At 69.1% G+C, this 25,468-nt stretch carries 26 protein-coding genes; 19 read left to right on the forward strand and 7 right to left on the reverse strand.

What is annotated here, in order from left to right:
• The first annotated feature begins 157 nt into the window (after positions 1-157).
• Positions 158-1,357 carry an O-antigen ligase family protein gene (locus AXZ95_RS05740; RefSeq protein ID WP_231374360.1) on the forward strand — a complete coding sequence of 400 codons (1,200 nt, stop codon included), beginning with the start codon at positions 158-160 and terminating at the stop codon, positions 1,355-1,357.
• Here the strand turns inward: AXZ95_RS05740 and AXZ95_RS05745 are convergent.
• A complete protein-coding gene (locus AXZ95_RS05745) occupies positions 1,299-2,498 on the reverse strand; it encodes a hypothetical protein (protein WP_018190063.1) in 1,200 nt (399 codons plus the stop codon). The two genes, AXZ95_RS05740 and AXZ95_RS05745, sit on opposite strands and share 59 nt — an antisense overlap.
• A 207-nt stretch (positions 2,499-2,705) precedes the next feature.
• Here AXZ95_RS05745 and AXZ95_RS05750 point away from each other — a divergent pair, with 207 nt between their 5' ends.
• The 3 genes from AXZ95_RS05750 to AXZ95_RS05760 are packed head-to-tail and all read left to right on the forward strand — an operon-like array spanning position 2,706 to position 4,830.
• On the forward strand, positions 2,706-3,596 hold the full coding sequence (locus tag AXZ95_RS05750) for a glycosyltransferase family 2 protein (RefSeq protein ID WP_018190064.1): 891 nt from the start codon (positions 2,706-2,708) through the stop codon (positions 3,594-3,596).
• Between the two features lie 23 nt (positions 3,597-3,619).
• Positions 3,620-4,357, forward strand: coding sequence for a glycosyltransferase family 2 protein (locus AXZ95_RS05755; RefSeq protein WP_018190065.1), 738 nt, complete (start codon positions 3,620-3,622; stop codon positions 4,355-4,357).
• Positions 4,354-4,830, forward strand: coding sequence for a DUF2304 domain-containing protein (locus AXZ95_RS05760; RefSeq protein WP_018190066.1), 477 nt, complete (start codon positions 4,354-4,356; stop codon positions 4,828-4,830). The genes AXZ95_RS05755 and AXZ95_RS05760 overlap by 4 nt, the downstream gene beginning before the upstream one ends.
• Positions 4,831-4,863: 33 nt before the next feature.
• Here the strand turns inward: AXZ95_RS05760 and manA are convergent, their stop codons facing one another.
• Entirely contained in the window at positions 4,864-6,024 is a 1,161-nt protein-coding gene (gene manA, locus AXZ95_RS05765; protein ID WP_026307079.1) for a mannose-6-phosphate isomerase, class I, read from the reverse strand.
• 115 nt (positions 6,025-6,139) lie between these two features.
• Here manA and AXZ95_RS05770 point away from each other — a divergent pair, with 115 nt between their 5' ends.
• From AXZ95_RS05770 to AXZ95_RS05795, 6 genes are all read left to right on the forward strand, one after another.
• A complete protein-coding gene (locus tag AXZ95_RS05770; RefSeq protein WP_018190068.1) occupies positions 6,140-7,318 on the forward strand; it encodes an acyl-CoA dehydrogenase family protein in 1,179 nt (392 codons plus the stop codon).
• A gap of 133 nt (positions 7,319-7,451) precedes the next feature.
• The gene (locus tag AXZ95_RS05775; RefSeq protein ID WP_043742222.1) at positions 7,452-8,663 is read left to right on the forward strand and encodes a hypothetical protein; all 1,212 of its coding nucleotides are present in this window, start codon (positions 7,452-7,454) and stop codon (positions 8,661-8,663) included.
• The gene (locus tag AXZ95_RS05780; RefSeq protein ID WP_231374362.1) at positions 8,651-9,064 is read left to right on the forward strand and encodes a hypothetical protein; all 414 of its coding nucleotides are present in this window, start codon (positions 8,651-8,653) and stop codon (positions 9,062-9,064) included. Before AXZ95_RS05775 ends, AXZ95_RS05780 begins: the two co-directional genes overlap by 13 nt.
• A 142-nt stretch (positions 9,065-9,206) precedes the next feature.
• Entirely contained in the window at positions 9,207-9,428 is a 222-nt protein-coding gene (locus AXZ95_RS05785; RefSeq protein WP_133638803.1) for a hypothetical protein, read from the forward strand.
• Positions 9,425-9,820, forward strand: a complete 396-nt coding sequence (locus tag AXZ95_RS05790; protein WP_018190071.1) for a hypothetical protein — start codon at positions 9,425-9,427, stop codon at positions 9,818-9,820. Before AXZ95_RS05785 ends, AXZ95_RS05790 begins: the two co-directional genes overlap by 4 nt.
• Positions 9,817-10,251: a hypothetical protein gene (locus AXZ95_RS05795; protein ID WP_231374364.1), complete on the forward strand. Its 435-nt coding sequence runs from the start codon at positions 9,817-9,819 to the stop codon at positions 10,249-10,251. Before AXZ95_RS05790 ends, AXZ95_RS05795 begins: the two co-directional genes overlap by 4 nt.
• Before the next feature lie 105 nt (positions 10,252-10,356).
• Here the strand turns inward: AXZ95_RS05795 and AXZ95_RS05800 are convergent, their stop codons facing one another.
• On the reverse strand, positions 10,357-10,854 hold the full coding sequence (locus tag AXZ95_RS05800; RefSeq protein WP_018190073.1) for a hypothetical protein: 498 nt from the start codon (positions 10,852-10,854) through the stop codon (positions 10,357-10,359).
• A 94-nt stretch (positions 10,855-10,948) separates the two neighbouring features.
• On the opposite strand from AXZ95_RS05800, the gene galE reads away from it, so the two are divergent.
• The 4 genes from galE (at position 10,949) to AXZ95_RS05820 (ending at position 17,229) form a co-directional block, all read left to right on the forward strand.
• Positions 10,949-11,911, forward strand: coding sequence for a UDP-glucose 4-epimerase GalE (galE, locus tag AXZ95_RS05805; protein WP_018190074.1), 963 nt, complete (start codon positions 10,949-10,951; stop codon positions 11,909-11,911).
• 186 nt (positions 11,912-12,097) lie between these two features.
• Positions 12,098-12,421 (forward strand): WhiB family transcriptional regulator, encoded by a 324-nt coding sequence (locus AXZ95_RS05810; RefSeq protein ID WP_018190075.1) that lies wholly within the window; start codon positions 12,098-12,100, stop codon positions 12,419-12,421.
• A gap of 73 nt (positions 12,422-12,494) precedes the next feature.
• Positions 12,495-15,800 (forward strand): glycosyltransferase, encoded by a 3,306-nt coding sequence (locus AXZ95_RS05815; protein WP_018190076.1) that lies wholly within the window; start codon positions 12,495-12,497, stop codon positions 15,798-15,800.
• Positions 15,793-17,229, forward strand: a complete 1,437-nt coding sequence (locus AXZ95_RS05820; protein WP_018190077.1) for a DUF5719 family protein — start codon at positions 15,793-15,795, stop codon at positions 17,227-17,229. The genes AXZ95_RS05815 and AXZ95_RS05820 overlap by 8 nt, the downstream gene beginning before the upstream one ends.
• A gap of 41 nt (positions 17,230-17,270) precedes the next feature.
• Here the strand turns inward: AXZ95_RS05820 and AXZ95_RS05825 are convergent, their stop codons facing one another.
• Positions 17,271-17,714, reverse strand: coding sequence for a metallopeptidase family protein (locus tag AXZ95_RS05825; RefSeq protein WP_018190078.1), 444 nt, complete (start codon positions 17,712-17,714; stop codon positions 17,271-17,273).
• Between the two features lie 42 nt (positions 17,715-17,756).
• Between AXZ95_RS05825 and AXZ95_RS05830 the strand changes: the two genes are divergently transcribed.
• The 4 genes from AXZ95_RS05830 (at position 17,757) to AXZ95_RS05845 (ending at position 21,531) form a co-directional block, all read left to right on the forward strand.
• Positions 17,757-17,966, forward strand: a complete 210-nt coding sequence (locus tag AXZ95_RS05830; protein WP_026307082.1) for a DUF3499 family protein — start codon at positions 17,757-17,759, stop codon at positions 17,964-17,966.
• 66 nt (positions 17,967-18,032) lie between these two features.
• Entirely contained in the window at positions 18,033-19,454 is a 1,422-nt protein-coding gene (locus AXZ95_RS05835; RefSeq protein ID WP_018190080.1) for a phosphomannomutase/phosphoglucomutase, read from the forward strand.
• A 47-nt stretch (positions 19,455-19,501) separates the two neighbouring features.
• Positions 19,502-20,980 (forward strand): adenosylhomocysteinase, encoded by a 1,479-nt coding sequence (gene ahcY, locus AXZ95_RS05840; protein ID WP_018190081.1) that lies wholly within the window; start codon positions 19,502-19,504, stop codon positions 20,978-20,980.
• Positions 20,980-21,531 (forward strand): GNAT family N-acetyltransferase, encoded by a 552-nt coding sequence (locus AXZ95_RS05845; protein ID WP_018190082.1) that lies wholly within the window; start codon positions 20,980-20,982, stop codon positions 21,529-21,531. Before ahcY ends, AXZ95_RS05845 begins: the two co-directional genes overlap by 1 nt.
• 13 nt (positions 21,532-21,544) lie before the next feature.
• Here the strand turns inward: AXZ95_RS05845 and AXZ95_RS05850 are convergent, their stop codons facing one another.
• The gene (locus AXZ95_RS05850) at positions 21,545-22,225 is read right to left on the reverse strand and encodes a cyclase family protein (protein WP_018190083.1); all 681 of its coding nucleotides are present in this window, start codon (positions 22,223-22,225) and stop codon (positions 21,545-21,547) included.
• Positions 22,226-22,266: 41 nt separating this feature from the next.
• Entirely contained in the window at positions 22,267-23,106 is an 840-nt protein-coding gene (locus AXZ95_RS05855) for an RDD family protein (RefSeq protein ID WP_018190084.1), read from the reverse strand.
• A 17-nt stretch (positions 23,107-23,123) separates the two neighbouring features.
• Between AXZ95_RS05855 and AXZ95_RS05860 the strand changes: the two genes are divergently transcribed.
• On the forward strand, positions 23,124-24,119 hold the full coding sequence (locus AXZ95_RS05860; protein ID WP_018190085.1) for a stage II sporulation protein M: 996 nt from the start codon (positions 23,124-23,126) through the stop codon (positions 24,117-24,119).
• A gap of 13 nt (positions 24,120-24,132) precedes the next feature.
• Here AXZ95_RS05860 and AXZ95_RS05865 read toward each other — a convergent pair whose 3' ends face one another.
• Positions 24,133-25,464, reverse strand: coding sequence for a DUF58 domain-containing protein (locus tag AXZ95_RS05865; protein WP_018190086.1), 1,332 nt, complete (start codon positions 25,462-25,464; stop codon positions 24,133-24,135).
• Positions 25,465-25,468: the final 4 nt, after the last annotated feature.

The following is a 25,468-nucleotide window of genomic DNA, read 5'->3' on the forward strand; positions in this document are numbered from 1 at the left end:
GGCGGGGTCGCTCGCGTGCCCCCTCTCGCGTGAGCGCTCGGCGCCTGCCGCCCCATAGACTCGGGGCATGGCAACGCCCGGTCGCAACTCGGTGCCGCCCGCGGTGACGGAGTTCCTGGGGTCCGCCCGATTCACGTCGACACTCGCCCTGCTTGCGGTGGTCACCGCATTCTCCACGCACGCGATCCGCGGACTCATCGGCTGGCCGGGCCTGATCGGAGCGCTGGGAGTCCTCGTCGCCCTGGCCTCGCTCTCGTTCGCCGCACAATGGCGCCTCATCGAGTGGCATGGTCTGCTTCCGGTGTCGGCGCTGCTTTTCGTCGGATGGTGCGCGCTGTCGATCCTCTGGAGCCAGTACCAGTGGGCGACGCTCGGCGCGGTGATCTACCAGCTGATCTTTGCTTTTCTGGCCGTATACATCGCTCTCGTACGCGATGCGATCCAGATCGTGCGCGTCGTCGGCGATGCGCTGCGTTTCTTGCTGGCCTTGTCGCTGTCGCTGGAGGTGTTGAGCGGCTTGCTCCTCGACGCCCCGATCCGGTTTCTCGGGATCCAGGGCAATATCGCGCTCGGCGGCCCTATCCAGGGGCTGTTCGGCACGCGCAACCAGCTCAGCATCGTCGCCCTCATCGCGTTCGTGACCTTCTTGGTCGAGGTGCGCACGCGCTCGGTCCGGCCACCGATCGCGGCGTTCTCCATCGCACTGGCAGGGCTGTGCCTCCTGCTGGCCCACTCGCCGGTCGTCGCGGCCGTATCCGTCGTCGTCGGGCTGGCCACGCTCGCGCTCTATCTGATGCGAAAGGCGCCCGTCCATCAGCGGCTCTACTACCAGTGGGGGCTGGCGGTCCTCGCCGTCGCCGCCCTCGTCGCCGCGTACATCTATCGCACTCGCGTGATCGACCTGTTGAACGCGCGCGCGGACTTCCAGGTGCGCTACCAGCTGTGGATCCAGATCTGGCAGCTCATCCCCGTGCAGCAGACGATCGGCTGGGGCTGGGTGGGCACGTGGCCGACCGATCTCTACCCCTTCACCGCGATCCAGCAGGCCACCGGCGTATATCACTCCAACGCTCTGAATGCCTATCTCGACGTCTATCTGCAGGTCGGCGTGATCGGGCTGCTGCTCTTCGTCTCGCTCATCGCTCTGGCCTTCGGCCGGTCGTGGCTGCTCGCATCCAATCGACGCAGCGTGGTTTACGCGTGGGCGCCGCTGGTCCTGGTTGCGCTGCTGGTCACGAGCGTGTTCGAGAGCTCGATCCTTGTCGAGGTCGGGTGGATGCTGCTCGTCATCTGCACGGTCAAGGCGTCCCAGGGGATGAGTTGGCGGCTCCGGCTGCCGCATCGCGACGCGAGCTGACCGGCGCGAGGCCGAGCAGATGCACGGCGAGGCCGACCGCCGGCCCGAGCGCGAGCGCGAGCGCCGACCGGCCCGCGAGGGGCAGCGGGACGAAGAGCATCGCGAGAGTGACCACGGACGCGACGACCCAGCCGAGGGCGTACAGGGCGTGGCGATTCTGCGCGAGCACGGCCGAGCCGCTGACGAACAGTGCCCCGATGAGCCCCGACGACGCGATGAGGGCGACGAGTACGCCGGCCGAGAGATCGAAGCCGCTTCCGAAGACGAGGTGCATCACGGGCTCGCCCCAGAGCCAGGCGGCCCCGCACAGGACGAGGATGGCCACGGTGATCGCCGCCATCAGGAGGCCGAGAGTCCGGCCCATCGATTCGGGATGGTGGGAGAACCTGCTCACCAGGAAGCTCGACAATGCTGTCAACGGAACGAGGATCGGGGCGCGGGTCAGCGTGACGGCGAGCACTAGCGAGCCGAGTTCGGCATGGTTGTCGGGGCCGGCGAAGAAGGAGAGGATCAACGGGAACCCGTTGATCAGGACAGCCGTCGCCGATGCCGCAAGCATCGTCCGTCCCGTGTTCGCGATCAGGGCGCTCAGCGAGAAGCCGACCCGGGCCTTTTCGATCAGGGTCCGCGGTGCAGTGAGGAAGACGATTCCCAGGGCCACAGGGAACGGAAGGATCACAGCGACAGCGAGGGCAACGATGTCGTCGGTCACGGCGAGCACGGCGGTAACGCCCGTCACGCGGATGATGCCGTCGAGGGTGACCACGGCAGCCAGCTGGCGCCACATCCCTGCACCGGCCATCACACCGGATCCGACGGCGAGGAGACAGTTCAGGGCTGCACCGGCGGCCACGAGCCAGGCGAGGCCGGCGTTCGCCGCCCCGAGGGTCGGAGGCGCCCACAGGGAACTGCTGGCGATCGCGAGAACGCCCGTCACGAGAGCGACGAGACCACCGAGCATCCACAGCGACGTGCGGGTGCGCGGGCCCTCGGGAGCGACGATAGTCTGGGCGGTGGCCCGGGTCGACTCCTGCTGGAGACCGAATAGGATCCCCACGACGAGGAAGAGCGCCGACCAGAACACCGCGAAGACCCCGTATCCGGCCGGCCCCGTTTCCGTGAAGACTCGCCAGGTGACCACATATCCGGAGATCCCCGAAATGGCTGTCGATCCGAGGATGAGCACGACAGACGACCGGGCCGAACGAGGAGACGGTGAGCGCTCGACGTCAGGAATGGGCTCGTTGAGCGGTTCGAACGCGGTGATTGGGACTCCAGATAATGCATGCAATGATGGTGGAAACCGCGGATCGCGGCACGCCCACCCTATGACGAAAGTCCGCCCGTAGTGACGATCGACATCATGATGCCGTTCTACGGCGACCCGAGCCAGTTCCGGGAGGCTGTGGAGAGCGTTCGCTCCCAGTCGGACCCGGACTGGCGACTCGTCGTGATCGACGATTCGTACCCTGATCCGCGACCGGGCGAATGGCTCCAAGCGCTCCGGGACACACGCATCCACTATGTGCGCAACGAGACGAACCTGGGCGTGAACGGCAACTTCGCGAAGTCGCTCAGCCTGGTCCGGGCCGATTACTTCGTGTTGATGGGATGCGATGACCTGATGGAGACCGGCTACGTCGCCGGGCTCCGCTCTGCCATCGCGACGTATGCGGGAGCCAGTTACTTCCAGCCCGGAGTCACGGTCATCGACGACGACAGCGCGGAAGCCTGGCCGCTCGCCGATCGCGTCAAGGGCTGGTACAGCCCTCGCGTCGCTGGACCCGTGGTGCTTCGCGGGGAACGTCTGGCGGTGAGCCTGCTCCGCGGCAACTGGACGTACTTTCCCGCCATATGCTGGAAGGCCGACGTCGTGCGCCGCTTCGGCTTCTCCGCCCAGTACGAGATCGTGCTCGATCTGGCGCTCCAGCTCGAGATCGTCCTGGCCGGGGGGAGCATGGTCCTCCTTCCTGAGCGACTGTTCCGCTACCGGCGTCATGCGAACAGCGTCTCGTCGTACAGCGCAGCCGACGGTACGCGGTTCGACGAGGAGCGAATGTTCTTCATGGGGATCGCGGCGCGGCTTCGGCAGTTGGGATGGCGAAGAGCCGCACGCGTCGCCGTCGCGCACTGGACGTCGAGACTCAACGCCGTCACCAAGGTGCCGGCGACCGTCGCGAATCGCGATCGTGCGGGGATGAGGGCCCTCAGGCATCACATCCTCAGCGGGTGGAGATGAGGATCCTGATAGAATACGGTTCCGTGCCCGTTTCGCTCGAACAGACGCTCATCGTTGTGCCTGCGTACAACGAGGAGGCGTCCGTCGGAGCGGTCGTGCGCGAGATATTCGACACGCTGCCCGGGGTCACCGTCCTGGTGGTCGATGACGGCTCTGTCGATACGACGAGCGCCGTCGCCGCGGAGAGCGGAGCAACCGTCGCGACGCTGCCGTTCAACATGGGGGTCGGCGGCGCTATGCGGCTGGGCTTCAAGTACGCGCTGGAACACGGCTTCAGTGCCGTCGTCCAGATCGACGCAGACGGGCAGCACGACCCGAGAGGCGTTCCAGCGCTCCTCGCATCGCTGAACGAAGCGGACCTCGTCATCGGAGCGCGGTTCGCGGGTGCCGGCGACTATTCGGTACGCGGCCCTCGTAAGTGGGCGATGCGCATGCTGTCCCTCGTGTTGAGCCGCACCGCCGGGACGAAGCTCAGCGATACGACGTCCGGTTTCAAGGCGAGCGGCCCGCGAGCGGTCGCGCTCTTTGCGAGTAACTATCCGGCCGAGTACTTGGGGGACACGATCGAAGCGCTGGTCATCGCAGCACGGGCGGGATGCCGAATCGCGCAGGTACCGGTCGTGATGCGTCCCCGGGCCGCCGGCGTCCCCTCGCATAACCCGGTGAAGGCGGCCACGTACCTCGGGCGTGCGTTCCTCGCACTCGGCTTCGCTCTCTTCCGGCCGATCGCGCCGGCTCAGGGAGAGGTGAACCCGTCATGAGCGTGACCCTCTACGTCCTGGGGATCCTGGCCGCGCTGCTCACTCTCGGTGTCGTCATCGAGATGATGAGACGCAAGCGGTTGCGGGAACGCCACGCGATCTGGTGGTTGCTCGCCGGGACGCTGGCACTCATCGTCGGCATCTTTCCGAGCATCCTCGACTGGGCGGCCGGCGTCATCGGCGTCGGCGTCCCGGTCAACCTGGTGTTCTTCGTGACCATCGCGGTCCTGTTTCTGGTGTGCATCCAGGCGAGCTCGGAATTGACGACGCTGGAAGACAAGACCCGATCCCTGGGCGAGCAGACCGTGCTGCTCCAGCTCCGCCTGCAGGAACTCGAGCGGAGGTTGGCTGCGACCGAGGGAGCGGCCGCATCTCCGGAGGGCGTCCAGGAGCGGCGGGACGACGCGCTCGAGCAAGACCACCAGGGGATCGTCACTCACCGACCGGACGCCAAGAGGCCACCCGCCGCGTAGGCTCGGCCGCTCGGGGCGTCGAATGCCGGTCGCTCAGCTGTTTGCGTGGGCGATGAACACCGTCCCGACGCCGGACAACGTCACTTCGGCCTCATCAACAATGGCCGCTGCATTTCCGCGTGAAAGCGCAAGCGACGCCGACGAACCGCGGAGCGAGACGGAACCCTCCGTCAGCAGCGCGATTGCGGTCCCCGGCAGTACGACGGTGGCGGAGGGGTTCTCTTCCGTCAGGACGATGTGCTCCAGGGCGAAGTCGGGCACATCCGGCCGGAAGGTCTCCACCCCGGGGGTCGGGTGCTCCGGGGCGAGCGGAGTGGCCTCGATCGGCGTGAAGTCGAGCACGCTCACCAGCTCGGGCACGTCGATGCGCTTGCGGGTCAGTCCGCCACGGAGAACGTTGTCGGACGCCGCCATCAGCTCGATGCCGAGACCGCGGAGGTAGGCGTGGATGTTGCCCGCGGGCAGGTAGAGCACCTGGCCCGGGCGCAGGGTCGCACGGTTGAGCAGCAGGGCGAGGACGATCCCGGGGTCGCCCGGGAAGGCCTCGTCGAGCATCCGCACCGTGTCGGCGTCGCGGTCGTCCGGCAGGGCGCGCGCCGCGCGGACCACCTCTGCGACGAGCAGGTCGACCTCCGGGTCCTCGCCGAGCAGCCATTCGGTCGCCCGCCGCAGCACGGCGCCGGGCTCGCCGACGAGGGTGCGGGCGAATCCGGCGAGCACTGCGCCGCCGGGGGTGGCGGCCGCGAGGCGCTCGAAGGCCTGGCGCGACTCCTCCGGGTCACGGAACCCGCACAGGGCCTCGAAGGGATCGCTCAGCGCGAAGATGAGCTCCGGCTTGTGGAACGGGTCCTTGTAATTGCGCTCAGGAGAGTCGGGCGCGAGCCCTGCCGCGTTCTCCCGCTCGAAACCGGCACGGGCCTGCTCCGGCGAGGGATGCGCCTGCAGCGACAGCGGCCCTGCAGCGGCCAGCACCTTCAGCAGGTACGGGAGGTCGCTCGTGCGCTCCCAGGCGGCCAGATCGTGCGCGCCGCCGGCGAGGGCGGGGTCGAGCACCCGGGCGGGGGAGCCGGGATGCGCACCGAGCCACAGCTCCGCCTCCGGTCCGCCGCTCGGCTCCGTGCCGAGGAGGCCCGCGATCGCGGTCGTGGAGCCCCACGCGTAGTCGCGTGGGGTGTTGCCGATGCGCACAAACATCCGTCGCCATCCCTTTCGTTCCGTTGGACCAAACTACCAATCGCTTTGTCCGCGCCGCGCGCGTTCCTTAGGCTGACGGCGGCCCGACCATCCCTGTGGACGCAATGGAGCAGACATGCCCTTCGAGACCATCGCCGGCGACTTCTACGGCTTCGAGAACCTCCTCTCCGACCGCGAGAAGGACTTCATCACCACGCTCCGCGCGCAGCTGGAGTCCGAGGTGAAGCCGATCGTCAACGAGTACTGGGAGAAGGCGGAGTTCCCGCACCAGATCATCGACGTGCTGCACAGGAACGGCGCCATCGGACTCGGATTCCCGGAGACCGCTCCGTTCGAGAACTCCGCGGTGTTCCGCGGCTGGGTCGCTCTGGAGCTGGCACGGGTCGACGCCTCGGTGAGCACCTACGTCGGCGTGCAGAACGGTCTCGCCCTCGGCGCGATCGGCGTCTGCGGCTCGGACGAGCAGCGCGCCGAGTGGCTTCCGAAGCTGGCGAGCGGCGAGGTGCTCGGCGCCTTCGGCCTCACGGAGCCGACCTCGGGCTCCGACTCCGCGCAGGGCCTCAAGACCGTGGCGACCCGCGACGGCGACAACTGGGTGCTGAACGGCTCGAAGCGCTGGATCGGGAACGCCACGTTCAGCGACATCACCGTGATCTGGGCGAAGAGCGCGGAGGACGGCCAGGTCAAGGGCTTCATCGTCCCCACCTCGACGCCGGGCTACACGGCCACGAAGATCGAGGGGAAGCAGTCCCTCCGGATCGTGCAGAACGCCGACATCACGCTCGAGAACGTCGTCGTCCCCGAGTCGCTCCGCCTGCAGAACGCGAACAGCTTCAAGGACACCGCCCGGGTGCTCCGCCTCACCCGCGCCGAGGTCGCCTGGGCGGCCGTGGGTGTCGCGGTCGGCGCCTACGAGGCCGCCCTGCGCTACACGAAGGAGCGCGTCCAGTTCGGCAAGCCGATCGCCTCCCACCAGCTCATCCAGGACCTCCTGGTCAAGTCGATCGGCAACATCACGGCCTCGATCGGCCTGTGCACCCGCGTGTCGCAGATGCTCGACGACGGCGAGCAGCGCGACGAGCACTCGGCCCTGGCGAAGGCCTTCGCGACGGCGCGGATGCGCGAGACGGTCGCCTGGTGCCGCGAGGCCCTCGGCGGAAACGGCATCGTGCTCGACTACGACGTCGCCCGCTTCTTCGCGGATGCCGAAGCCCTCTACTCCTACGAGGGCACGCGCGAGATGAACACGCTCATCGTCGGCCGCGCGATCACGGGGCAAGCGGCGTTCGTCTGAGGTCTTCCGCGGCTGCTGTCCTCAATCAGCGGCCGGGGCGCTCGGCTCGCTAGTCTCGCTCAGACACATTGACGAGACTTCACGCGACCCTGTTACAGGGCTCGGCGGGTAAAGCACGAAAGAGCCGGTGGCGGTGGGCCTGATCTACGATTCTGCCGACTCGAGCGGCATGATGACGGCCCTCTCCGCGAATCTGTCGGCTGCTCGGTCGATGGTGGAAGACACGGAGAACGCCTGTCACCATCTGGTGGGCGCTCTGGGCACCGGCGAGCTGTCCGGGAAAGGCTATGCGGCAGTCGGATCGTTGTTCTCGCAGGCCATTGTGCCGACTCTGACGACGACACAGGGTCAGCTGGCATCCCTCCAGAAGGACCTCGAGACCTACCGGTGGGAAGACTCGAAGGTCAGCCGTTTCGGTGTGCTCAAGGAGGACGAGCTGACGGCGCAGCTGAAAGCGACGAAGGCGCAGCGGGATGCGACGGAAAGCCTCATCGAGCTCAACAGCGAGGCAGCGACTGCGCTGTCTGCTGTGCCTGCGTTGGGCGAGGCGTTGGGGGTGGCGAATCGCCGGTTGGAACTTGCGCTGGGGCAGCTGGAGAACGACATCCGAGACCTGGAAGACCGGCTGCTCGCTTTGCGGGCCTTCGACGCTGCGACCAAAAGGCTCTTCCAGAACGACCTGGTCGACACCGAGTCGCGCCGGCGGTCGCCACGCGGCGCCAGGGTAGGAAGTCCGCAGAACGGAAGCGTCCAGCCGGCGTCTCTGGTCGCGCCCGCACCGGGGGCCAGCGCCCAGCAGATCGCGCAGTGGCTGATCACCGGGGCTTACAGTATCGGCGCCCTCACTACAGCTTGCGGGGGAGCGGCCGTCATGGCCGCAATCACACTCATCACGATGACCGGTTCCGCCAGCGGGTCACGGTTCTACACGCCGGAAGAGCGAGTCCGGCGTGCGCGGCTGGACATCTACTACCGGACGCACAACCTGGACGGCAGTGTGCGGCAGCACATCGGGCCGATCTCGCCGTTTGACCAGTACCTCAACGAGTCGCCGACCTTCGAGGACGTTGGCGCGATCCTCAAGGAGAAAACCCGAAAAGGCAAGAACTCCGGCGTACGAGAAGTGGACACCCCCGAGGAAGTCCGCGACGTGTACGACGAAATCACTGGCGGCAGCGAAGCCGTCGAGGACGTCGGCACTTACAAAGGCGAGAAGCGCAGGCTTCCCGACGGCACGGAGATCGGAATCCGAGACGAAAGCAAGTCGGGCGGCCTCACCATCGATATCAAGTCGCCCAAAGGCCCGGAAATCAAAGTGCACTTGCCGAAGGGATGGGGAAAGTGAAGATCGAGCCGGACACTTTGGAACATCTGGTCCTCTACCTGGCCGAAGACGATTGGTTGCCAATCGGTAACGCCAGCGCCCACGCAGCCGCCTTCGAATCGGACATCCCGAAGAGGAAAGCTCGCCTCCTGGCTGTGATAAGAGCCTTGGCGGCGGAAGGCTATATCCGCATTGGTGATCTTGAGTATCGAAATTCGGTGACGAAGACAGGCCTTCACTGGGCGGAGTGGCCGGGCACCTTGGGGGACCGAATGGAACGGCTCGAGGAGGTGTATACGCCCGAGGTGAAGGACGACAAACACTGGTACTACGGGTGCTGGCTCGATCTCACCGAAGCTGGGGAGCAGGTACTCGAGACGCTCCCTGCACCCGATGGCCGCTTCTTCGAGGGTCTCGTCTAGCCGCCAGCATCGAACGCGTTCCCGAACCAGGAATATCGACGGGCCCGCCGGTCAATATTTCAATGACGGTCAAAGCGCCGAAGAGCTGGATGCGATCCTCAAAGAAAAGACGAGCAAAAGTAAGAGTCGAAATGTTCGCCAAGTGGACACTCCGGAAGAGATTGAGGAACTCGGGAATGAACTCATCCAAAGGGCAGATAATACGGACGCTTGGGGGGATTACGACGGCAGGGTCTACGAACAGCCTGGTGGCACGCAGATCGGCATCAGGAACAAGAGCAAGTCCGGCGGGCTTGAGATCGACATCAAGTGGCCCGGCGGTACCGAGACGAAAGTGCATCTCCCGAGAGGATGGGGGAAATGATGGTCGAGCCGAACAGTTTGGCGCATCTGTATCTCAACATGGCAGGTGATGACTGGCTTAATATCTCTGCTGCCGACAGCGAAGCGAGAGAATTCTTCGAGCCGGACCCGGACGAGCGAAAGTCGCTCGTTCTGGACTCCGTACGTTCCCTGGCTCAAGCTGGCTATATCAAGATCGGCGTGCTGAAACGTCCGGACCCGGAGAGACCGATCATCGACTTCTTCGAGTGGCCCGGAACGGTGGATGACCGGCTTGAGCACCTCTCTCAGGTGTACACGCCGGAACAGGACTCGAACGCGTGGGGTTGGTCCTGCGTGCTGGAGATCACGGACGAGGGGCGCCAGGCGGAGGCGTTGCTCCCAGAGCTCGATGAGCGGTTTAGAGACTGGTGAGCGGTGAGAATGCAGGTTTCGCGACATCGGGCGGCCTGAACGTCGAATTGGACGGATTGGCACATTTGGTGCTTCATCAGGCAGACGATGACTGGCTTGAGATAGGCAATCCGAACTACTACGCGGGCTTCTTTGAGCATGACCTGGAACGCCGAAGCGTGCTTGTCCTCAGTGTCGTCCGCGCGCTCGCCGAAGCTGGCTACCTCAGGATCGGCGAACTGAGCCGGGATTCCGACCACCTTGAGAACAGCGGCTGGGTGGAGTGGACAGGAACACTCGACGAACAGATGGATCGCCTGGCTGAGGTTTACAAGGCTGACGGTCCCGAGGATGACTGGTACTGGGCATGCTGGCTCCAGATCACCGACGCTGGACGCGCGGTTGTCGAAGTTCTCCCGAATCCCGCTGGCCGCTTCTTTCGAAAGTTGTAGGACAGGACGAACGCCCCTGATTGTCTGGAGAGGAACCTCGCGGGCCGCGCTCATTGCGATGGAGCGAGCGGATGTCCTCAATGACCGGTAAGCCTTGGGGGATGCCTAGCCTCGTCTGAGCTCCTCGGCGGCCTCCAGCCGCATCGTCAGCAGGTGGGCGAACAGCAGAGGGATGACCCCGAAGACCCCGAACGACATGTCGATCAGCTGCCAGCCGATCGGGATGCCTCGCACAGCACCCGCGATCAACGCGAGCGGGATGACGCCGGCGCAGGCGATCATCCCGAACCGGATGACCCAGATGTTGCGGACGGGATCGATCAGCGGCCCGATGAACGCCACCGCGATGACGAGGTGCGCGAACGCGAGCCAGTCCGTCCCGTAGGCGAGGAACGGGTAGCGCGTCCCAGTGTCGGTGAGCGCATCGCGGACGCGGTCCACCCAGTGGACGAGGTCGGGCAGCAGCGCGGGCGCCGAAGTGGAGTGCAGGGCCTGCGACGCCCAACGGAGCTCCGCCTCCAGCGGAAACGCGGTCAGTCCGCTGAGGACGAGTCCGACGACGAAGACGACGAGCCAGACCCGGACGGCCGTGATGGTGCGCATGCTCCGACCGTAGGACGGGGCGGGCGCCCGTCGCGTCCGTCGAGCGGACGATAGTCTGGCGGCATCCCGTTGACGAACGATCAGGAGGACCGCCGTGGCGTGGTTGGTGACCGGAGGCGCAGGCTACATCGGAGCGCACGTCGTGCGGGCGTTCCGCGACGAGGGGATCGACGTTGTCGTCGTCGACGACCTGTCCAGCGGTCACGAGGAGTTCGTGCCGGCGGATGTGCCGTTCTACCGGGGCACCATCCTCGACGGCGAGCTGCTGTCGCGCATCTTTACCGAGAACAGGGTCTCCGGCGTCGTGCACGTCGCCGGCTTCAAGTACGCCGGTGTGTCCGTTCAGCGGCCGCTGCACACGTACGAGCAGAACGTGACCGCCACCGCGGTGCTGCTCGCGGCGATGCAGGATGCGGGCGTCGACGCCATCGTGTTCAGCTCGTCCGCCGCGGTGTACGGCACGCCGGATGTCGACATCGTCACCGAGACGACGCCCAAGAACCCCGAGTCGCCCTACGGCGAGTCGAAGCTGATCGGCGAGTGGCTGCTGCGCGACCAGGGCGTCGCCGCGGGCCTCCGCCACACCTCCCTGCGCTACTTCAACGTGGTCGGGTCGGGTGACCCGGCGCTGCGCGACACCAGCCCGCACAACCTGTTCCCGCTCGTCTTCGACGCCCTGGTCGCCGGCCGCACCCCTCGCATCAACGGGAACGACTACCCGACCCCCGACGGCACCTGCGTCCGTGACTACATCCACGTCGCCGACCTGGCGGTCTCGCACGTCGCGGCCGCGAAGCGCCTCGACGCCGGCGAGGCGATCGAGCCCGTCTACAACCTGGGGAGCGGCGACGGCGTCTCCGTCGGCCAGATCATGTCGACGGTGGCCGAGGTGACCGGAATCGCCTTCACCCCAGAAGTGGGGCCTCGACGCGCAGGGGATCCCGCGAGGATCGTGGCATCGGGAGAGCTCGCAGCGCGCGATCTCGACTGGAGGATGCGTCACTCGCTCGAGGACATGGTGCGCAGCGCCTGGGAAGCACGCCAGGCGGCGTCCTGACACCGTTCCCGACAGGCCCGGTCGACCGGGCGTGTCGGGATTGTTGTCGTTCTCCGGCGCGTCGCGAACTCTCGACCTGCGGTCAAGGCTTTACGATTCGCGACTTGACGTGAGCGAATGACAACGGTGTAATTAGGGCAACGCGGGAATCTCGTGTTTCAGCAGTTCATGGGTGGGGAGACCGATATGCCAGTTCCTGAATATCGTTCTGGGGTACCCGACGACTGGTTCATCGACCCGGTCCGCCTCGGGGTCCCGGGCGTCCGACCGGCGGAGGTCGAAGAAGACAACCCGCTGGCCTGGCAGACAGACGCTCTGTGCGCTCAGACCGATCCGGAGGCGTTCTTCCCCGAGAAGGGCGGCTCGACCCGCGACGCGAAGCGCATCTGCACCTCGTGCGAGGTGCGGTCGCAGTGCCTCGAATACGCTCTCGCCAACGACGAGCGGTTCGGGATCTGGGGCGGCCTCTCCGAGCGCGAGCGCCGCAAGCTCCGCAAGCGCGCCGGCTGACTCGTTCGCTGAAACCGCGCCGCGCCCGACCCAAAGACGGGATCGGCGCGAGCCCGACCTAGGCTGACTGGCGATGTATCCGAGAGTCACCGCCATCGTCGTCGCCCACAGCGGCGGCCCCCGCCTGCAGCGCACTCTCGACGCCCTCGCGGAGCAGACCCGTCGACCGGACGCCGTGATCGCCGTCGACTGTGCGACCTCCGACGACGCCGCTCGTCTGCTCTCGGAAGCCCAGCCCACCCAGCTGCTCAACGTCCCCGAGAAGCTCCCGTTCGGCGCCGCGGTCGCGACGGCCGTGCGTGTCCTCCCTCCCGCTTCCGACTCGGGCCAGCTGCTCTGGCTCCTGGCTCAGGACACCGCCCCGGAGCCGGAGGCATTGGAGGCGCTTCTCGCGGCGCTCGAGGTGTCTCCCTCGGTCGCCGTGGTGGGCCCGAAGCTGGTCGACTGGGACGACCCGGCTCTGATCCGCGAGTTCGGCGAGGCGATGACCCCGTTCGGCGCCTCCGTGCCGCTGGTCGAGAACGAGCTCGACCAGGCCCAGCACGACGGCCTGAGCGACGTCCTGGCCGTGTCGAGCGCCGGGATGCTCGTTCGCCAGGCGCTCTGGGAGCGGCTGGAGGGCTTCGACCCCGCGCTCCCGACCGTCGACGACGGCCTCGACTTCTGCACGCGAGCGCGCCTGGCCGGGTTCCGCGTCACTCTGGTTGCTCAGGCGCGCATCGCCATCGCGGGCGACGGCGTCGCCGGGCCGAACCTCTCGTCGAAGTGGACGGTGCGCCGTCGTCTCTCAGGCGAGCGGCGCCGCGCTCAGTTGCATCGCCGGATGGTGTACGCCCCCGGATGGGCTGTCCCGCTGCACTGGCTGACCCTGGTGCCGCTCGGCATCCTGCGCGGGATCCTCCGGCTTCTGCGCAAGGAGCCGGGCTCGGTGGGCGGTGAGCTCGGGGCTGCGTTCCGTGTCGCCTTCTCCGGCCTCGCGGTGAGCAGCGCCCGGCGGCGGCTCGCAGCCGCCCGTGAGGTGAGCTGGACCGCAGTCGCCCCTCTGCGCATCCCGTTCGCCGAGGTGCGCCGCGCCCGCGCGCTGAAACGCGAAGCGGCGATGGTCCGCCAGCAGGGCGAGAAGCAGGACCTCGACTTCTTCGGGACCGGCGGGGGATGGGCGGTGCTCGCCGCACTCCTCGTCGGCGTCGCCCTGTTCTTCCCCCTCATCGGCTCCGGTGCCCTCTCCGGCGGCGGACTCCTGCCGCTCGATTCGTCGGTCGGCCAGCTCTGGGCGGACCTCGGCTATGGGTGGCGCGACACGAGCCTCGGGTTCGTCGGCGCCGCGGACCCGTTCTCCGCCGTGCTCGCGGTGCTGGGAACCCTCACGTTCTGGCAGCCGTCGCAGTCGCTCGTGCTGCTCTGGATCCTCGCCGTGCCGCTCGCGGCGCTCGGCGCCTGGCTCGCGGCCGCACGACTGACGACCCGGGCGACGCTACGTGCGTTCGCCGCGCTCGCCTACGCGTTGGCACCGACCTTGCTGGTGGCTCTGCAGGGCGGGCGCCCGTCGGCGGTGCTCGCGCACATCCTGCTGCCGTGGCTGTTCTTCGCCGGCCTCGCCGCCCGCCGGTCCTGGGCGGCCAGCGCCACCACGGCCCTGCTCGCCGCAGCGACGGCGGCGTGCGCCCCGATCCTCATCCCGGCGCTCGTCATCGCGTGGATCGCAGCCCTGGTCTTCGCCGGCCGTCGCGCCGCGCGGATCGCGTTCATCCCGCTGCCCGCCCTCGTGCTGTTCGCTCCGCTCGTGGTGCAGCAGGGAGCACGGGGAGCCTGGCTCTCGATGTTCGCCGACCCGGGCGTCCCGCTGGACGCACGGCAGACGCCGGCCTGGCAGCTCGCGCTCGGATTCCCGGACGGCACCCTTGGCGGCTGGCATGCTCTCGCCACCGCCCTGCAGCTGCCGACGGCGTCGGCCAACCTGATCGTCCCGATCCTGCTGGCCCCACTCGGCGTGCTGGCGATCCTCGCTCTCTTCCTGCGGGGCACGGTCCGGGCGATCGTCGCCCTCCTGGTCGCACTCGTGGGCTTCCTGACCGCCGTCGCCGCCCTCCACGTCCAGGTCGCGGTCTCCGGTGGCACTGTCGTCCCGATCTGGCCGGGCACGGCGGTGAGCCTCTACTGGCTCGGGCTCATCGGCGCCGCCGTCCTCGCGTTGTCCGCCATCGGACGCGCCGCCGTCTATCCGGCCTGGGTCGCGATCGTGACGCTCGCGATCGCCGTCGTGCCGGTCGGGATCGTCAGCCTCACCGGTCACGCCGACGTCGCGGAGAGCGACGGCCGCACGATGCCCGCGGTCGTTACGGCCAAGGCGGCCACGCAGCCGCGCACCGGGACGCTGCGCATCATCCCGCAGGGCGAGGGCGGCATCCGCGCCGAGATCGTGCGGGGCAGCGGTCAGACCCTCGACGACCAGTCGACGCTCGCGGACACGCAGCGCACCCTCACGGCCGACCAGCGCGCTCTGGCACAGCTGGCAGGCAACCTCTCCTCCCGCAGCGGATACGACGCCTCGGCAGAGCTGAAACGCCTCGGCATCGACTTCGTGCTGCTGACGCCTCCGCAGACCGCTCTGCCGGGGCAGGATGCCGCAGCAGGCGACGCCACACGCACGCGCGCCGCCGTGGCGATGGATGCGAACCCGCTGCTCGCGCCGGTGGGCGTCACCTCCACTGGCCGGCTCTGGGCGTTCGACCGCGGAACATCCGATGTCCCGGCCGCCGCGCAGATCCCCGCGGACGCCGGAGGTATCTGGCGCGTCATCGTGCTTCTCGTGCAGGGCATCGTCATCGGCCTCACGGTGCTGATGGCCATCCCGACCACCCGGTCCGCGGACCGCATCTCCGAGCTCTCCGCCCGCCGGCCCGACCGTCGACGCCGCGAGGAGGCCGCTGTCGAGCCCGACGACGAGCCGGAGAAGCCGGCCGCCGCCGACAGCGTGGCGGACGAGAGCCTGGATGAGTACGAGGCCGAGCCCGACGACGAGGCGATCGTGGAGTCCGCCGAGGAGGAGGACGTGCCCGAGGTCGAGCCGGTCGCGGAGAGCGAGCCGGCTGTGGAGAGCCAGCCAGCGTTGGAGAGCGAGCCGGCTGTGGAGACCCAGCCGGCCCTGGAGAGCGAGCCGGTTGTCGAGAGCGAGCCAGAGCTGCCGTCCGCGTCGGATGGCGAGCCCGAATCGAGCCGGGACGAGACCGTCGACGCCGCCCTCGACGACACCGATCGCCCCTTCGAGCGCGAGACGGAGCGCGTCACGACGCCCCCGTCGCCGACGACGCTCGAAGACGGACTGGAGGAGACCATCATCCGACCACGACGCAGCTTCGAGGGAGGCGACCGTGGCTGACCGCAGAGGCATCGCCCGCATCGGTGCACGCGCCGTCGGCGGCTTGGTGGGCGTCGGCATCGCCGTCGTGGCGGTCGCGGGAGCCACCCTGCTCCCCCTTCCCGACTTCGCGATCGGAGCACCCGCTCAGGTCGTGACCCCCGTACCGGCGGATCAGCAGCGCATCTGCCCCGGGCCGCTGCTCCAGCTGGCGGCCGACGCGGGAGAGGCCACCCGTCCGAGCGCGGTCGGCGCCCCGACCTACACCTCCCACGCGGAGGGCGCGGAGGTGCGCACGAGCACCCTGAAGCCGGACGCCGACACGTCCTCGTCGGAGGAGTCGCCGCTGGTGGCTGCCGTCCCCACTCCGCAGGGCGCCACGAAGCCGCCGCTGTTCGCCGCCGCCCAGTCCCAGACGGCCGCCGCGGACGACCTCTTCGGGCTGGCCGCCGCTGCGTGCGCCGAGCCGAGCGCCGACACCTGGCTCGCCGCCGGCTCGACCTCCCTCGGCCAGACGAGCCTCGTACTGCTGTCGAACGCGAGCGAGGTCGACGCGACGGTCGACCTGACGCTGTACACCGAGACCGGCCCGGTCAGCGCACCGGGCGCCGCCGGCATCCTGGTCCCGGCCGGATCCCAGAAGGTCGTCCCGCTCGCCGGGCTCGTGCCGTCGGCCGCGGCTCCGGTCGTCCGTGTGCAGACGACCGGCGGCGAGGTCGCCGCATCGCTCCAGCAGAGCTTCGAGCAGGGCATCCAGCCGCGCGGAGCCGAGCTCGCCGGGCCGACCGGCGCCCCGGCACGCCAGCAGATCATCCCAGGGGTCACGATCGCCTCGATGGCGGCGGTCCAGGCGGAGCAGTCGGCGGAGGGCGTCGGATTCACCTACCCGGTCGTCCGCCTCCTCGTCCCCGGCGACACCGACGCCCAGGTCACGATCGGCGCCGTCGGCGAGGCCGGCACGGCAGCGGGCGACTCGTACGCGACCACCGTCAAGGCGGGAACGGTCGCCGAGGTCCCGCTCGACCACCTCAAGGACGGCAACTACACGGTCAGCGTGAACGCGAACGTCCCCGTCGTCGCCGCGGTCCGGACCTCGGTCATCGGGACCAGGACGCGCGACTTCACCTGGTTCTCGTCGGCCCAGCCGCTCCAGAAGGATCTGCTCGCAACCGTACCGAAGGACGGCGCTGCCACCTTCCACTTCGCGAACGCCGGCGAGGCCGATAAGACGGTGACGGTGCAGGGGCTGGCGCCCGGCAGCAAGCCCGCCACACTGACGGTCCCCGCGGAGGGAGGCGCGCTGTTGCGCGTCGCCCCGGGCAGTTACCGCATCACCGGCGCGGACGGCCTGCGCGGCAGCATCAGCTTCGCCGCGGACGGCCGCGCGAGCAGCTTCGCGCTCACTCCGCCCGGTCCGCTCGCCGCACCGATCACGGTCTACCCGAACTGACCGGAGGGGCGGATCGCCCCTCGCCGATCAGACGTGCCGGATCAGAAGTGCCGGTAGCGGTCGGGGGCGAGGTCCCACGGGTCCTTGCCGAGCAGCTCGGCGACCGCGCGGAAGACGCATCCCTCGATGTACATGCGGCGGTGCAGCTCGTCGTCGTGGTGCAGCTTGGTCAGGCGCTGGATGGGCACCCGGTAGAGCACGATGCGCCGGTGCGCCGCATCCACCCGCCAGCGGTCGACGCCGTCGGCGCCCGAGTTGCCGATCGGAGTCGCTGCGACCTCGAAGTGCACGTTCGCCAGCTCCTCCGGCCAGACGCCCTTGAGGTAGTCGGCGGTGGATGCGACGGTCATGTCGAAGAAGTCGATCCGGTTCTGCAGCATCGGCAGGTGCGGGCCGGTCACCGGACCCCGCGCGCCTCGGCCGTGCCTGCTCCGCCAGCGGCTGGTCGCCGGGGTGGGACTGCTGGTGCGGCGGTTGCGGGGCATGTCGCCATCCTACGTCGGCCGCCGTCGGGTAGTCTGAGCCCGATGTTGAGCCGACCCTGTTCCCGTGTCGCGTGTCCTCGCGACGCCGTTCAGACGCTCACCTACGTCTACGCCGACTCGATGGCCGTGCTCGGACCGCTGAGCCTGAAGCACGAGCCGCACTCGTACGACCTGTGCGCCATCCACGCCGAGCGGCTGTCCGCGCCGCAGGGCTGGCAGATCGTCCGGCACGTCAGCGTCGCCGACGCCTGACTCCGGCGCCTGACTCCGGCGCCCGGCTCCGGCATCCAGGGCGGCCGTCGCGATAGGTTAGGGGCCATGAGCATCACCGACCCGCGTCTGCAGTCCGTCGTCAAGACCTACGACATCCGTGGACTGGTCGGGAAGGACCTCACGGAGGAGGTCGTCGAGGCCATCGCCGCGGCGTTCGTCGACGAGGTCCAGGCCGCGGGGACCGACGTCATCGTCGGCCACGACATGCGCGACTCCTCTCCGGCTTTCGCTGCCGCCTTCGCCCGCGGCGCGCAGGCGCGCGGTGCCGACGTCGTGTCGATCGGGCTGTGCTCCACCGACGAGTCGTACTTCGCCTCCGGCTACCTGCAGGCGCCCGCCGCGATGTTCACCGCGAGCCACAACCCCGCGACCTACAACGGCATCAAGCTCTCCCGTGCCGGCGCCCAGGGCCTCAGCATGGACACCGGCCTCGGCGCGGTGCGCGACCGCGCCGCCGAGTACCTGCGCGACGGGATCCCGGCCGTCGACCGCCCGGGGACCTTCCGTGAGGAGGACGTGCTCGAGCGCTACGCCGCGTACCTGCGCTCGCTCGTCGACCTGAGCGGCATCCGGCCGATCACGGTCGTCGTCGACGCGGGCAACGGGATGGGCGGCCTGACCGTTCCGGCCGTGCTCGGAGAGGCCGCCGGGCTCCCCGCGCTGCCCATCACCGTCATCCCGCTGTACTTCGAGCTCGACGGGACGTTCCCCAACCACGAGGCCAACCCGCTGGAGCCGAAGAACATCGTCGACCTGCAGCGCGCGGTCGTCGAGCACGGCGCCGACCTCGGTCTCGCCTTCGACGGCGACGCCGATCGCTGCTTCGTCGTGGACGAGCGCGGTTCGGCCGTCACGCCGTCCGCCGTTGCCGCGATCGTCGCCCTGCGGGAGATCGCGCGGGCACGAGCAGAGGATCCGGACGCGGAGATCACCGTCATCCACAACCTCATCACGTCGAACATCGTCCCCGAGACGATCGAGGCCGCGGGAGCCGTTCCGCTGCGGACCCGCGTCGGCCACACCCTGATCAAGGATGCGATGCGCCGCTCCGGCGCCGTGTTCGGCGGCGAGCACTCGGCGCACTATTACTTCCGCGACTTCTGGAGCGCCGACAACGGGATGCTCGCGGCGATGCACCTCCTCGCCGAGTTCGGCGCGCAGGACCGCCCGCTGTCCGAGCTGTCCGCCCGGTACACGCCGTACGCGATGTCGGGGGAGATCAACTCGACCGTCGCCGACGTGCCCGCCGCCTTCACCCGCATCGTGGAGGCGTTCACGCCGCGCGCCGACTTCGACGAGCTCGACGGGCTCACGGTCACCGGCCGGGTCGGGCAGGACGAGCCGTTCTGGTGGTTCTCGGTGCGCCCGTCCAACACCGAGCCGCTTCTCCGACTGAACGTCGAAGCGGCCGACCAGGCGACGATGGCGCGCATCCGCGACGAGGTGCTCGCGCTCATCCGCGCCTGAGCGTCATCCCCGGGACGCAGCGGGGAGGGCATGCCACAATAGAGGCCATGCCTGCTAGTGCCACCACCGCCCTGCCGTTCAAGGTCGCCGACCTCTCCCTCGCCGCCGCCGGGCGGCACCAGATCCGGCTCGCCGAGAACGAGATGCCCGGGCTGATGGCCCTCCGGGCCGAGTTCGGCGACGCGAAGCCGCTCGCCGGTGCGCGCATCGCCGGCTCCCTGCACATGACCGTGCAGACCGCCGTGCTGATCGAGACCCTGGTCGCGCTCGGCGCCCGGGTGCGCTGGGCCAGCTGCAACATCTTCTCGACGCAGGACGAGGCGGCCGCCGCGATCGCCGTCGGTCCGACCGGCACGCCCGAGGCGCCCGCGGGCGTCCCCGTGTTCGCCTGGAAGGGCGAGACGCTGGAGGAGTACTGGTGGTGCACCCAGCAGATCTTCGATTGGTCGACGGAGGCCGCTGCCGACGGAGCCGACTACCTCGGCCCGAACCTGATCCTCGACGACGGCGGCGACGCGACCCTGCTCGTCCACAAGGGCCGCGAGTTCGAGCTCGCGGGAGCCGTGCCGGAGGACGCCGCGTCCGACAGCCACGAGTACCGTGTCATCCTGGCGGCTCTGCGCGAGTCGCTCGCCGCTTCCACCGACCGCTGGACCCGCATCGCCGCCGACATCCTCGGCGTCACCGAGGAGACCACCACGGGCGTGCACCGTCTGTACGAGCTGGCCAAGGAAGGCCAGCTTCTGTTCCCGGCGATCAACGTCAACGACTCGGTCACCAAGAGCAAGTTCGACAACAAGTACGGCATCCGGCACTCCCTCCCGGACGGCCTGAACCGGGCGACCGACGTCCTCATCGGCGGCAAGGTCGCGTTCGTCGCCGGCTACGGCGACGTGGGCAAGGGCGCGGCGGAAGCGCTCCGCGGCCAGGGCGCCCGCGTCATCGTCAGCGAGGTCGACCCGATCAACGCGCTGCAGGCTGCGATGGACGGCTACCAGGTCGCCCGGCTCGAGTCGGTGATCGACCAGGTCGACATCCTCATCACCGGAACGGGCAACGTCAACGTGGTCACCCTCGACCATCTGCTCGGCCTCAAGCACCTCGCCATCGTCGCCAACGTCGGCCACTTCGACAACGAGATCGACATGGCGTCGCTGGAGGCGCTGCCCGGTGCCGAGAAGGTGGAGATCAAGCCCCAGGTGCACGAGTGGCGCCTGCCGACCGGTCGCAGCATCCTGGTGCTCTCGGAAGGTCGTCTGATGAATCTCGGGAACGCCACGGGTCACCCCAGCTTCGTCATGAGCAACTCGTTCACCAACCAGGTGCTCGCGCAGCTCGAGCTGTACGTGTCGCCGGAGAACTACCCCATCGGCGTGTACGTGCTCCCCAAGCACCTCGACGAGAAGGTCGCGCGCTTGCACCTCGACGCCCTCGGTGTCGAGCTGACGACGCTCACCGACGAGCAGGCCGCCTACATCGGCGTCCCGGTCGACGGTCCCTACAAGGTCGACCACTACCGCTACTGATGGCCCTCCACTTCGCCGACCGGGAGCTCCCCGGCGGCCTGATCCTCCGGGTGCGGAGAGAGCAGGACGCCGGGGCGCTCGCCGCCGCCTACCAGCGCAATCGCGGGCACCTGGCCCCGTGGGACCCGACCCGCACCGAGGACTTCTTCACGGAGGCCGGGCAGCTCGCCCAGACCCGTGAACTGCTGGCGTTGCGCGATGTGGATGCGGCCCTCCCGCTCGTGATCGCCGACGGCGACCAGATCGCCGGCGGTGTCACGCTCAGCCACCTCGTACGCGGCGCGTTCCAGTCGGCGAACGTCGGCTACTGGCTCGACCGCGACCACGTGGGCCGAGGGCTCGCCTCTGCGGCGCTCGGTGCGCTCATCGATGCGGCGCGGGACGAGTACGGCCTGCACCGCATCCAGGCGGCGACGCTGCTCGCCAACCACGCCTCGCAGTCCGTCCTGACCCGCGCCGGATTCGAGCGGATCGGGGTCGCCCCGAACTACCTCAAGATCGCGGGCCGCTGGCAGGACCACGTCCTGTTCCAGCGCATCCTGCACGACTGAGCGCGCTCGCGCGTCACTCGGCCGTCGGCAGCTCCGCGAAGGCCCGCACGGGGAACGTACCGAACCCTTCGACCGCGGGCGGCGCCGCCGTGAACAGGGCACCGCGCTCCGGAAGCGCGCCGAGCCCGGTGAGGTGCTCGACGACGTGGATGCCCGCGGCGAGCAGGATGCTGTGCGCCGGCCGGCTGCCGCCCGACTCCGTGTCGTCGATGTTGAGCGAATCGATGCCGACGAGCGCGACCCCGGCATCGGCGAGCAACCGCGCGCCCTCCTCGGTGAGGAAAGGCGCGCCGGCGGCGTACGCGGGCGTCCCGAAGTGCGCATCCCAGCCGGTGTGCAGCAGCACCGCGGAACCCGGCTCCGCTCGGCCCTCCAGCGCGGACGCCGGGATACCGCGTTCCTCCCGCCCGGTCAGGTGGACGACCTCCGCCGGCAGACCGACGAGTGTGTCGAGGTCGAGGCCGGCGAGATCCGAGCCGTCCGCATAGCGGTGGAAGGGGCTGTCCAGGTAGGTGCCCGTGTTGCCGATCATGGTGATGACATCCATCGCGAACTCGGTCCCCGCGGCGTAGACGGACCGGGACGCCTCGCGCGTCAGGTGCGGCTCGATCGTCGGCGCCGGGAGTCCGGGATACGTCACCAGACCCGCGTGGATGCAGTGGCTGAGGTCGACGATGCGGCGGCGGTGCGTCATGGCGTCTCCAGTCGGTGGTCGGGCGGCGACGGGGCGCGCGGTCAGCGGTCCGGGAAACCGTGGGGGAGGGCGCCGAGTACCGGGTCCAGCCGGTCGAGCCGCTGCTTCTCGAGCTCCAGCCCGCGGGCATCGCGGTCGCGGCGCAGCACGGCGACCGCGACGAGGAAGGTCTCGGCATCGACCGCGGGCAGCGGAGAGACGTACGGCGCGGCCTCGCGGGCGAGCTCGGTGCTGAGCCCGTGACGAGCCGCAGGGGTCAGATCGGGCGCCTGGCGGACGAACTGGGCGATGCGGCGCGACAACCGGTCGGGCAGGCGGGCGACATCCGCGGTCGCCGCCCAGGCACTCAGGTGCGGCGCGAGGTAGAGGGGGAGCGGTGTCGGCCGCGGCACACGGACGAGCTGGCTGTACGTGCCCGCGAGGAGGTCGCCGAGGCGCTTGGAGCGGCTGTTGAGGAGTCCGGTCAGTGCTGCGATGGACCCGAACGTCAGGAAGATCTCGAGCACGCCGACCAGGGCGCGGATGAACGCGTGACGGAACCCGGTGGCCCCGCCGTCGTCGCGGACGATCCGTGCCCCGACCGCCAGCTTGCCGAGGGATCGGCCATGCGACAGCAGCTCGACCGTGGTGGGCAGGATCACCATCCCGAACACCAGGATGAGGATGATCAGCGCTCGCGCGAGGGCCTCATCCAGCCCGCTGCCCGTGGAGACGAGAAGCATGATGCACCCGAACATGACGAGCAGGTACGTGAGCCAGTCGATGATGGTGCCGGCGGCCCGGAGGATGTAACTGGCGGGCTTCACGTCGAGTGCGACGGCCTCACCCGTGACCAGTTCGCGGTCGTCCTGGGACACGTTCCCCGCCCCGGCCTGCATCATAGATATCATCTAAGCAGATGGACCTCGACGCCTACACCGCCGCGCGCAGCGCCGACTGGGAGGAACTCTCCCGGTTGGCGTCGAAGCGACGTCTCGACGGCCCTGAGGCGGACCGCCTGATCGATCTCTACCAGTCGGGAGCGGCCGACCTGTCAGCCATTCAGACGAGCGCCGGCGCGACGGCCGCGGGCGACCGGCTGTCGCTCGCGCTCTCCTCCGCGCGGCTGCGCTTCACCGGCGCCGGAGCCAACCTGTTCGCGCAGCTGCCCCGCTTCTTCGTGCTCCAGCTGCCCGCCGCGCTGTACCGGCTGCGGTGGATCGTGCTCGCGGTGGCAGTCGCCACGATCGTGATCGCGACCCTGTACGCCCTGTGGATTACCGGCAACCCGGATGTGCTCCGCAACCTGGGCGACGACGCGAACCTCCGTAAGTACGTCGAGCACGACTTCATCGACTACTACTCCAACAACCCGGCGGCGTCGTTCGCCGGGCAGGTGTGGACGAACAACGCCTGGATCGCCGCCCAGTGCATCGCCTTCGGCATCACCGGGCTCTACGTGCCCTACGTGCTCATCCAGAACGCCGTGGGCGTCGGCACGGCCGCCGGCGTGATGTTCGCCTACGGGCGTGGCGACGTGATGTTCTCGTACATCCTGCCGCACGGCATGCTCGAGCTCACGAGCGTCTTCGTGGCGGCCGCGGCCGGCCTCCGTATCTTCTGGGCGTGGATCGCCCCGGGGGCGCGAACGCGCGGACAGGCGCTGGCCGAGGACGGTCGGGCCCTCTTCACGGTCGCCGTCGGCTGTGCGATCTCGCTGTTCGTCTCGGGGCTCATCGAGGGCTTCGTGACGCCGTCCGGCCTACCCGTGTGGGCGAAGATCAGCATCGGCGCGCTCGCACTCGCGGCGTTCCTCGCGTACATGCTGGTGCTCGGCCGGCGCGCGGTGCGCGCGGGGGAGACCGGCGACCTCGAGGAGTTCGAGGCGGGCGCACGCCGCATCGTCGCCGCCTGACGACGGTCGCGTTTCAGAGCCGGCCGGCCGCCTTCAGGGCCAGATAGCGGTCAGCCAGTGCGGGCGGCAGATCGGCCGGCGAACCCGTCACGACGTCGCCGCCGAGGCGCTTCACCGCCGCGGCGACCCGGCTGAGATCGAGCAGCGAACGCTCCGCCGCAGCGGCGCGGTACACCTCGTTGCGGTCATGGCGCTCGCTCGTGGCCGCAAGTGTGTCCGGATCCGTGACGCTGGCCACGACGACCAGGTGCTTCGCCGTGAGCTGCGGGAGGACCGAGAGCAGCCCCCGCGAGCCCCCCGGGGACTCGATCGAGGTGAGCAGCACGACCAGTGAGCGCTGCGAGGTCAGGGCGGAGACCTGTGCCGGGATGGCGGACCAGTCCATCTCGATCAGGGCCGGCTCGATGCCGGCCATCGCATCCACCATCCGTGAGAGCAGCTCCGGACCCGTCGCGCCCTGCACGCGACCGCGCACCATGCGGTCGTAGGCGACCATGTCGACGCGGTCGCCCGCGCGCGTGGCGAGGGCTGCGAGGAGCAGCGCCGACTCGAACGCGGTGTCGATGCGCGGCTCGTCGGCCACCCGAGCGGCGGAGGTCCGGCCGGAGTCGATCACGACGATGACGCGGCGGTCGCGCTCGGGGCGCCACGTCCGTACCATGACGCGTGCGCCGTGTCCGCCGTTGGGGTCGTGCCGCCGTGCGGTGGCTCGCCAGTCGATGGAGCGCACGTCATCGCCGCGCACGTACTCGCGCAGCGAGTCGAACTCCGTGCCCTGGCCACGGAGGAGGACGCTCGTGCTGCCCTCGAGCTCGCGCAGCCGGGCCAACCGGGACGGCAGGTGCTTTCTGGCGGTGAACGGCGGAAGCACGCGGATGCGGCCGGGAGCGTCGAGGGTCGCCTGGCGCGCCCACAGATGGAGGGGGCCCCACGACCGGACGGTCACGTTCCTCACGCGACGCTCGCCGCGACGCCACGGGCGCAGGGACGCCACGATCCGGCGCCGCTCGCCCGAGGGGATGTCGACCTTCGTCCGCGTCGGTTCCGCGGCGCCCGACGGCTCCCAGGCGTCGCGGACGGTTCCGCGCAGCGTCCGTCGGCCGGTGTTCGTCACGTACAGCTCCGAGACGGCCTCGGCGCCGAGACGCACCCGGCCGGGCAGGGTGCGCTCGACCGCGACCGCACGCGGGGACGCTGCCAGCAGGAGGTCGAGCAGCCCGAGGATGACGCAGAGCAGCAGCCAGCCGCCGAGCGCGGCGTACGCCATCCCCGTCGCACCGCCGAGCAGCACGACGGGAAGCACGCCGAGCGCGAGCAGGGCGACGAAACGTCCGGATACGGTCACAGCG

It is taken from the genome of Leifsonia sp. 115AMFTsu3.1 (genome assembly GCF_004362795.1).
GTDB lineage: Bacteria > Actinomycetota > Actinomycetes > Actinomycetales > Microbacteriaceae > Leifsonia.

What these genes read in the sequence shown, in the direction of transcription:
- AXZ95_RS05760 (WP_018190066.1), top strand. Translation starts at nt 4,354, where the DNA reads ATGAGCGTGACCCTCTACGTCCTGGGGATCCTGGCCGCGCTGCTCACT.
- manA (WP_026307079.1), bottom strand. Translation starts at nt 6,024, where the DNA reads ATGTTTGTGCGCATCGGCAACACCCCACGCGACTACGCGTGGGGCTCC.
- AXZ95_RS05770 (WP_018190068.1), top strand. Translation starts at nt 6,140, where the DNA reads ATGCCCTTCGAGACCATCGCCGGCGACTTCTACGGCTTCGAGAACCTC.
- AXZ95_RS05780 (WP_231374362.1), top strand. Translation starts at nt 8,651, where the DNA reads ATGGGGAAAGTGAAGATCGAGCCGGACACTTTGGAACATCTGGTCCTC.
- AXZ95_RS05790 (WP_018190071.1), top strand. Translation starts at nt 9,425, where the DNA reads ATGATGGTCGAGCCGAACAGTTTGGCGCATCTGTATCTCAACATGGCA.
- AXZ95_RS05800 (WP_018190073.1), bottom strand. Translation starts at nt 10,854, where the DNA reads ATGCGCACCATCACGGCCGTCCGGGTCTGGCTCGTCGTCTTCGTCGTC.
- AXZ95_RS05810 (WP_018190075.1), top strand. Translation starts at nt 12,098, where the DNA reads ATGCCAGTTCCTGAATATCGTTCTGGGGTACCCGACGACTGGTTCATC.
- AXZ95_RS05815 (WP_018190076.1), top strand. Translation starts at nt 12,495, where the DNA reads ATGTATCCGAGAGTCACCGCCATCGTCGTCGCCCACAGCGGCGGCCCC.
- AXZ95_RS05825 (WP_018190078.1), bottom strand. Translation starts at nt 17,714, where the DNA reads ATGCCCCGCAACCGCCGCACCAGCAGTCCCACCCCGGCGACCAGCCGC.
- AXZ95_RS05830 (WP_026307082.1), top strand. Translation starts at nt 17,757, where the DNA reads ATGTTGAGCCGACCCTGTTCCCGTGTCGCGTGTCCTCGCGACGCCGTT.
- AXZ95_RS05835 (WP_018190080.1), top strand. Translation starts at nt 18,033, where the DNA reads ATGAGCATCACCGACCCGCGTCTGCAGTCCGTCGTCAAGACCTACGAC.
- ahcY (WP_018190081.1), top strand. Translation starts at nt 19,502, where the DNA reads ATGCCTGCTAGTGCCACCACCGCCCTGCCGTTCAAGGTCGCCGACCTC.
- AXZ95_RS05845 (WP_018190082.1), top strand. Translation starts at nt 20,980, where the DNA reads ATGGCCCTCCACTTCGCCGACCGGGAGCTCCCCGGCGGCCTGATCCTC.
- AXZ95_RS05850 (WP_018190083.1), bottom strand. Translation starts at nt 22,225, where the DNA reads ATGACGCACCGCCGCCGCATCGTCGACCTCAGCCACTGCATCCACGCG.
- AXZ95_RS05855 (WP_018190084.1), bottom strand. Translation starts at nt 23,106, where the DNA reads ATGATGCAGGCCGGGGCGGGGAACGTGTCCCAGGACGACCGCGAACTG.
- AXZ95_RS05860 (WP_018190085.1), top strand. Translation starts at nt 23,124, where the DNA reads ATGGACCTCGACGCCTACACCGCCGCGCGCAGCGCCGACTGGGAGGAA.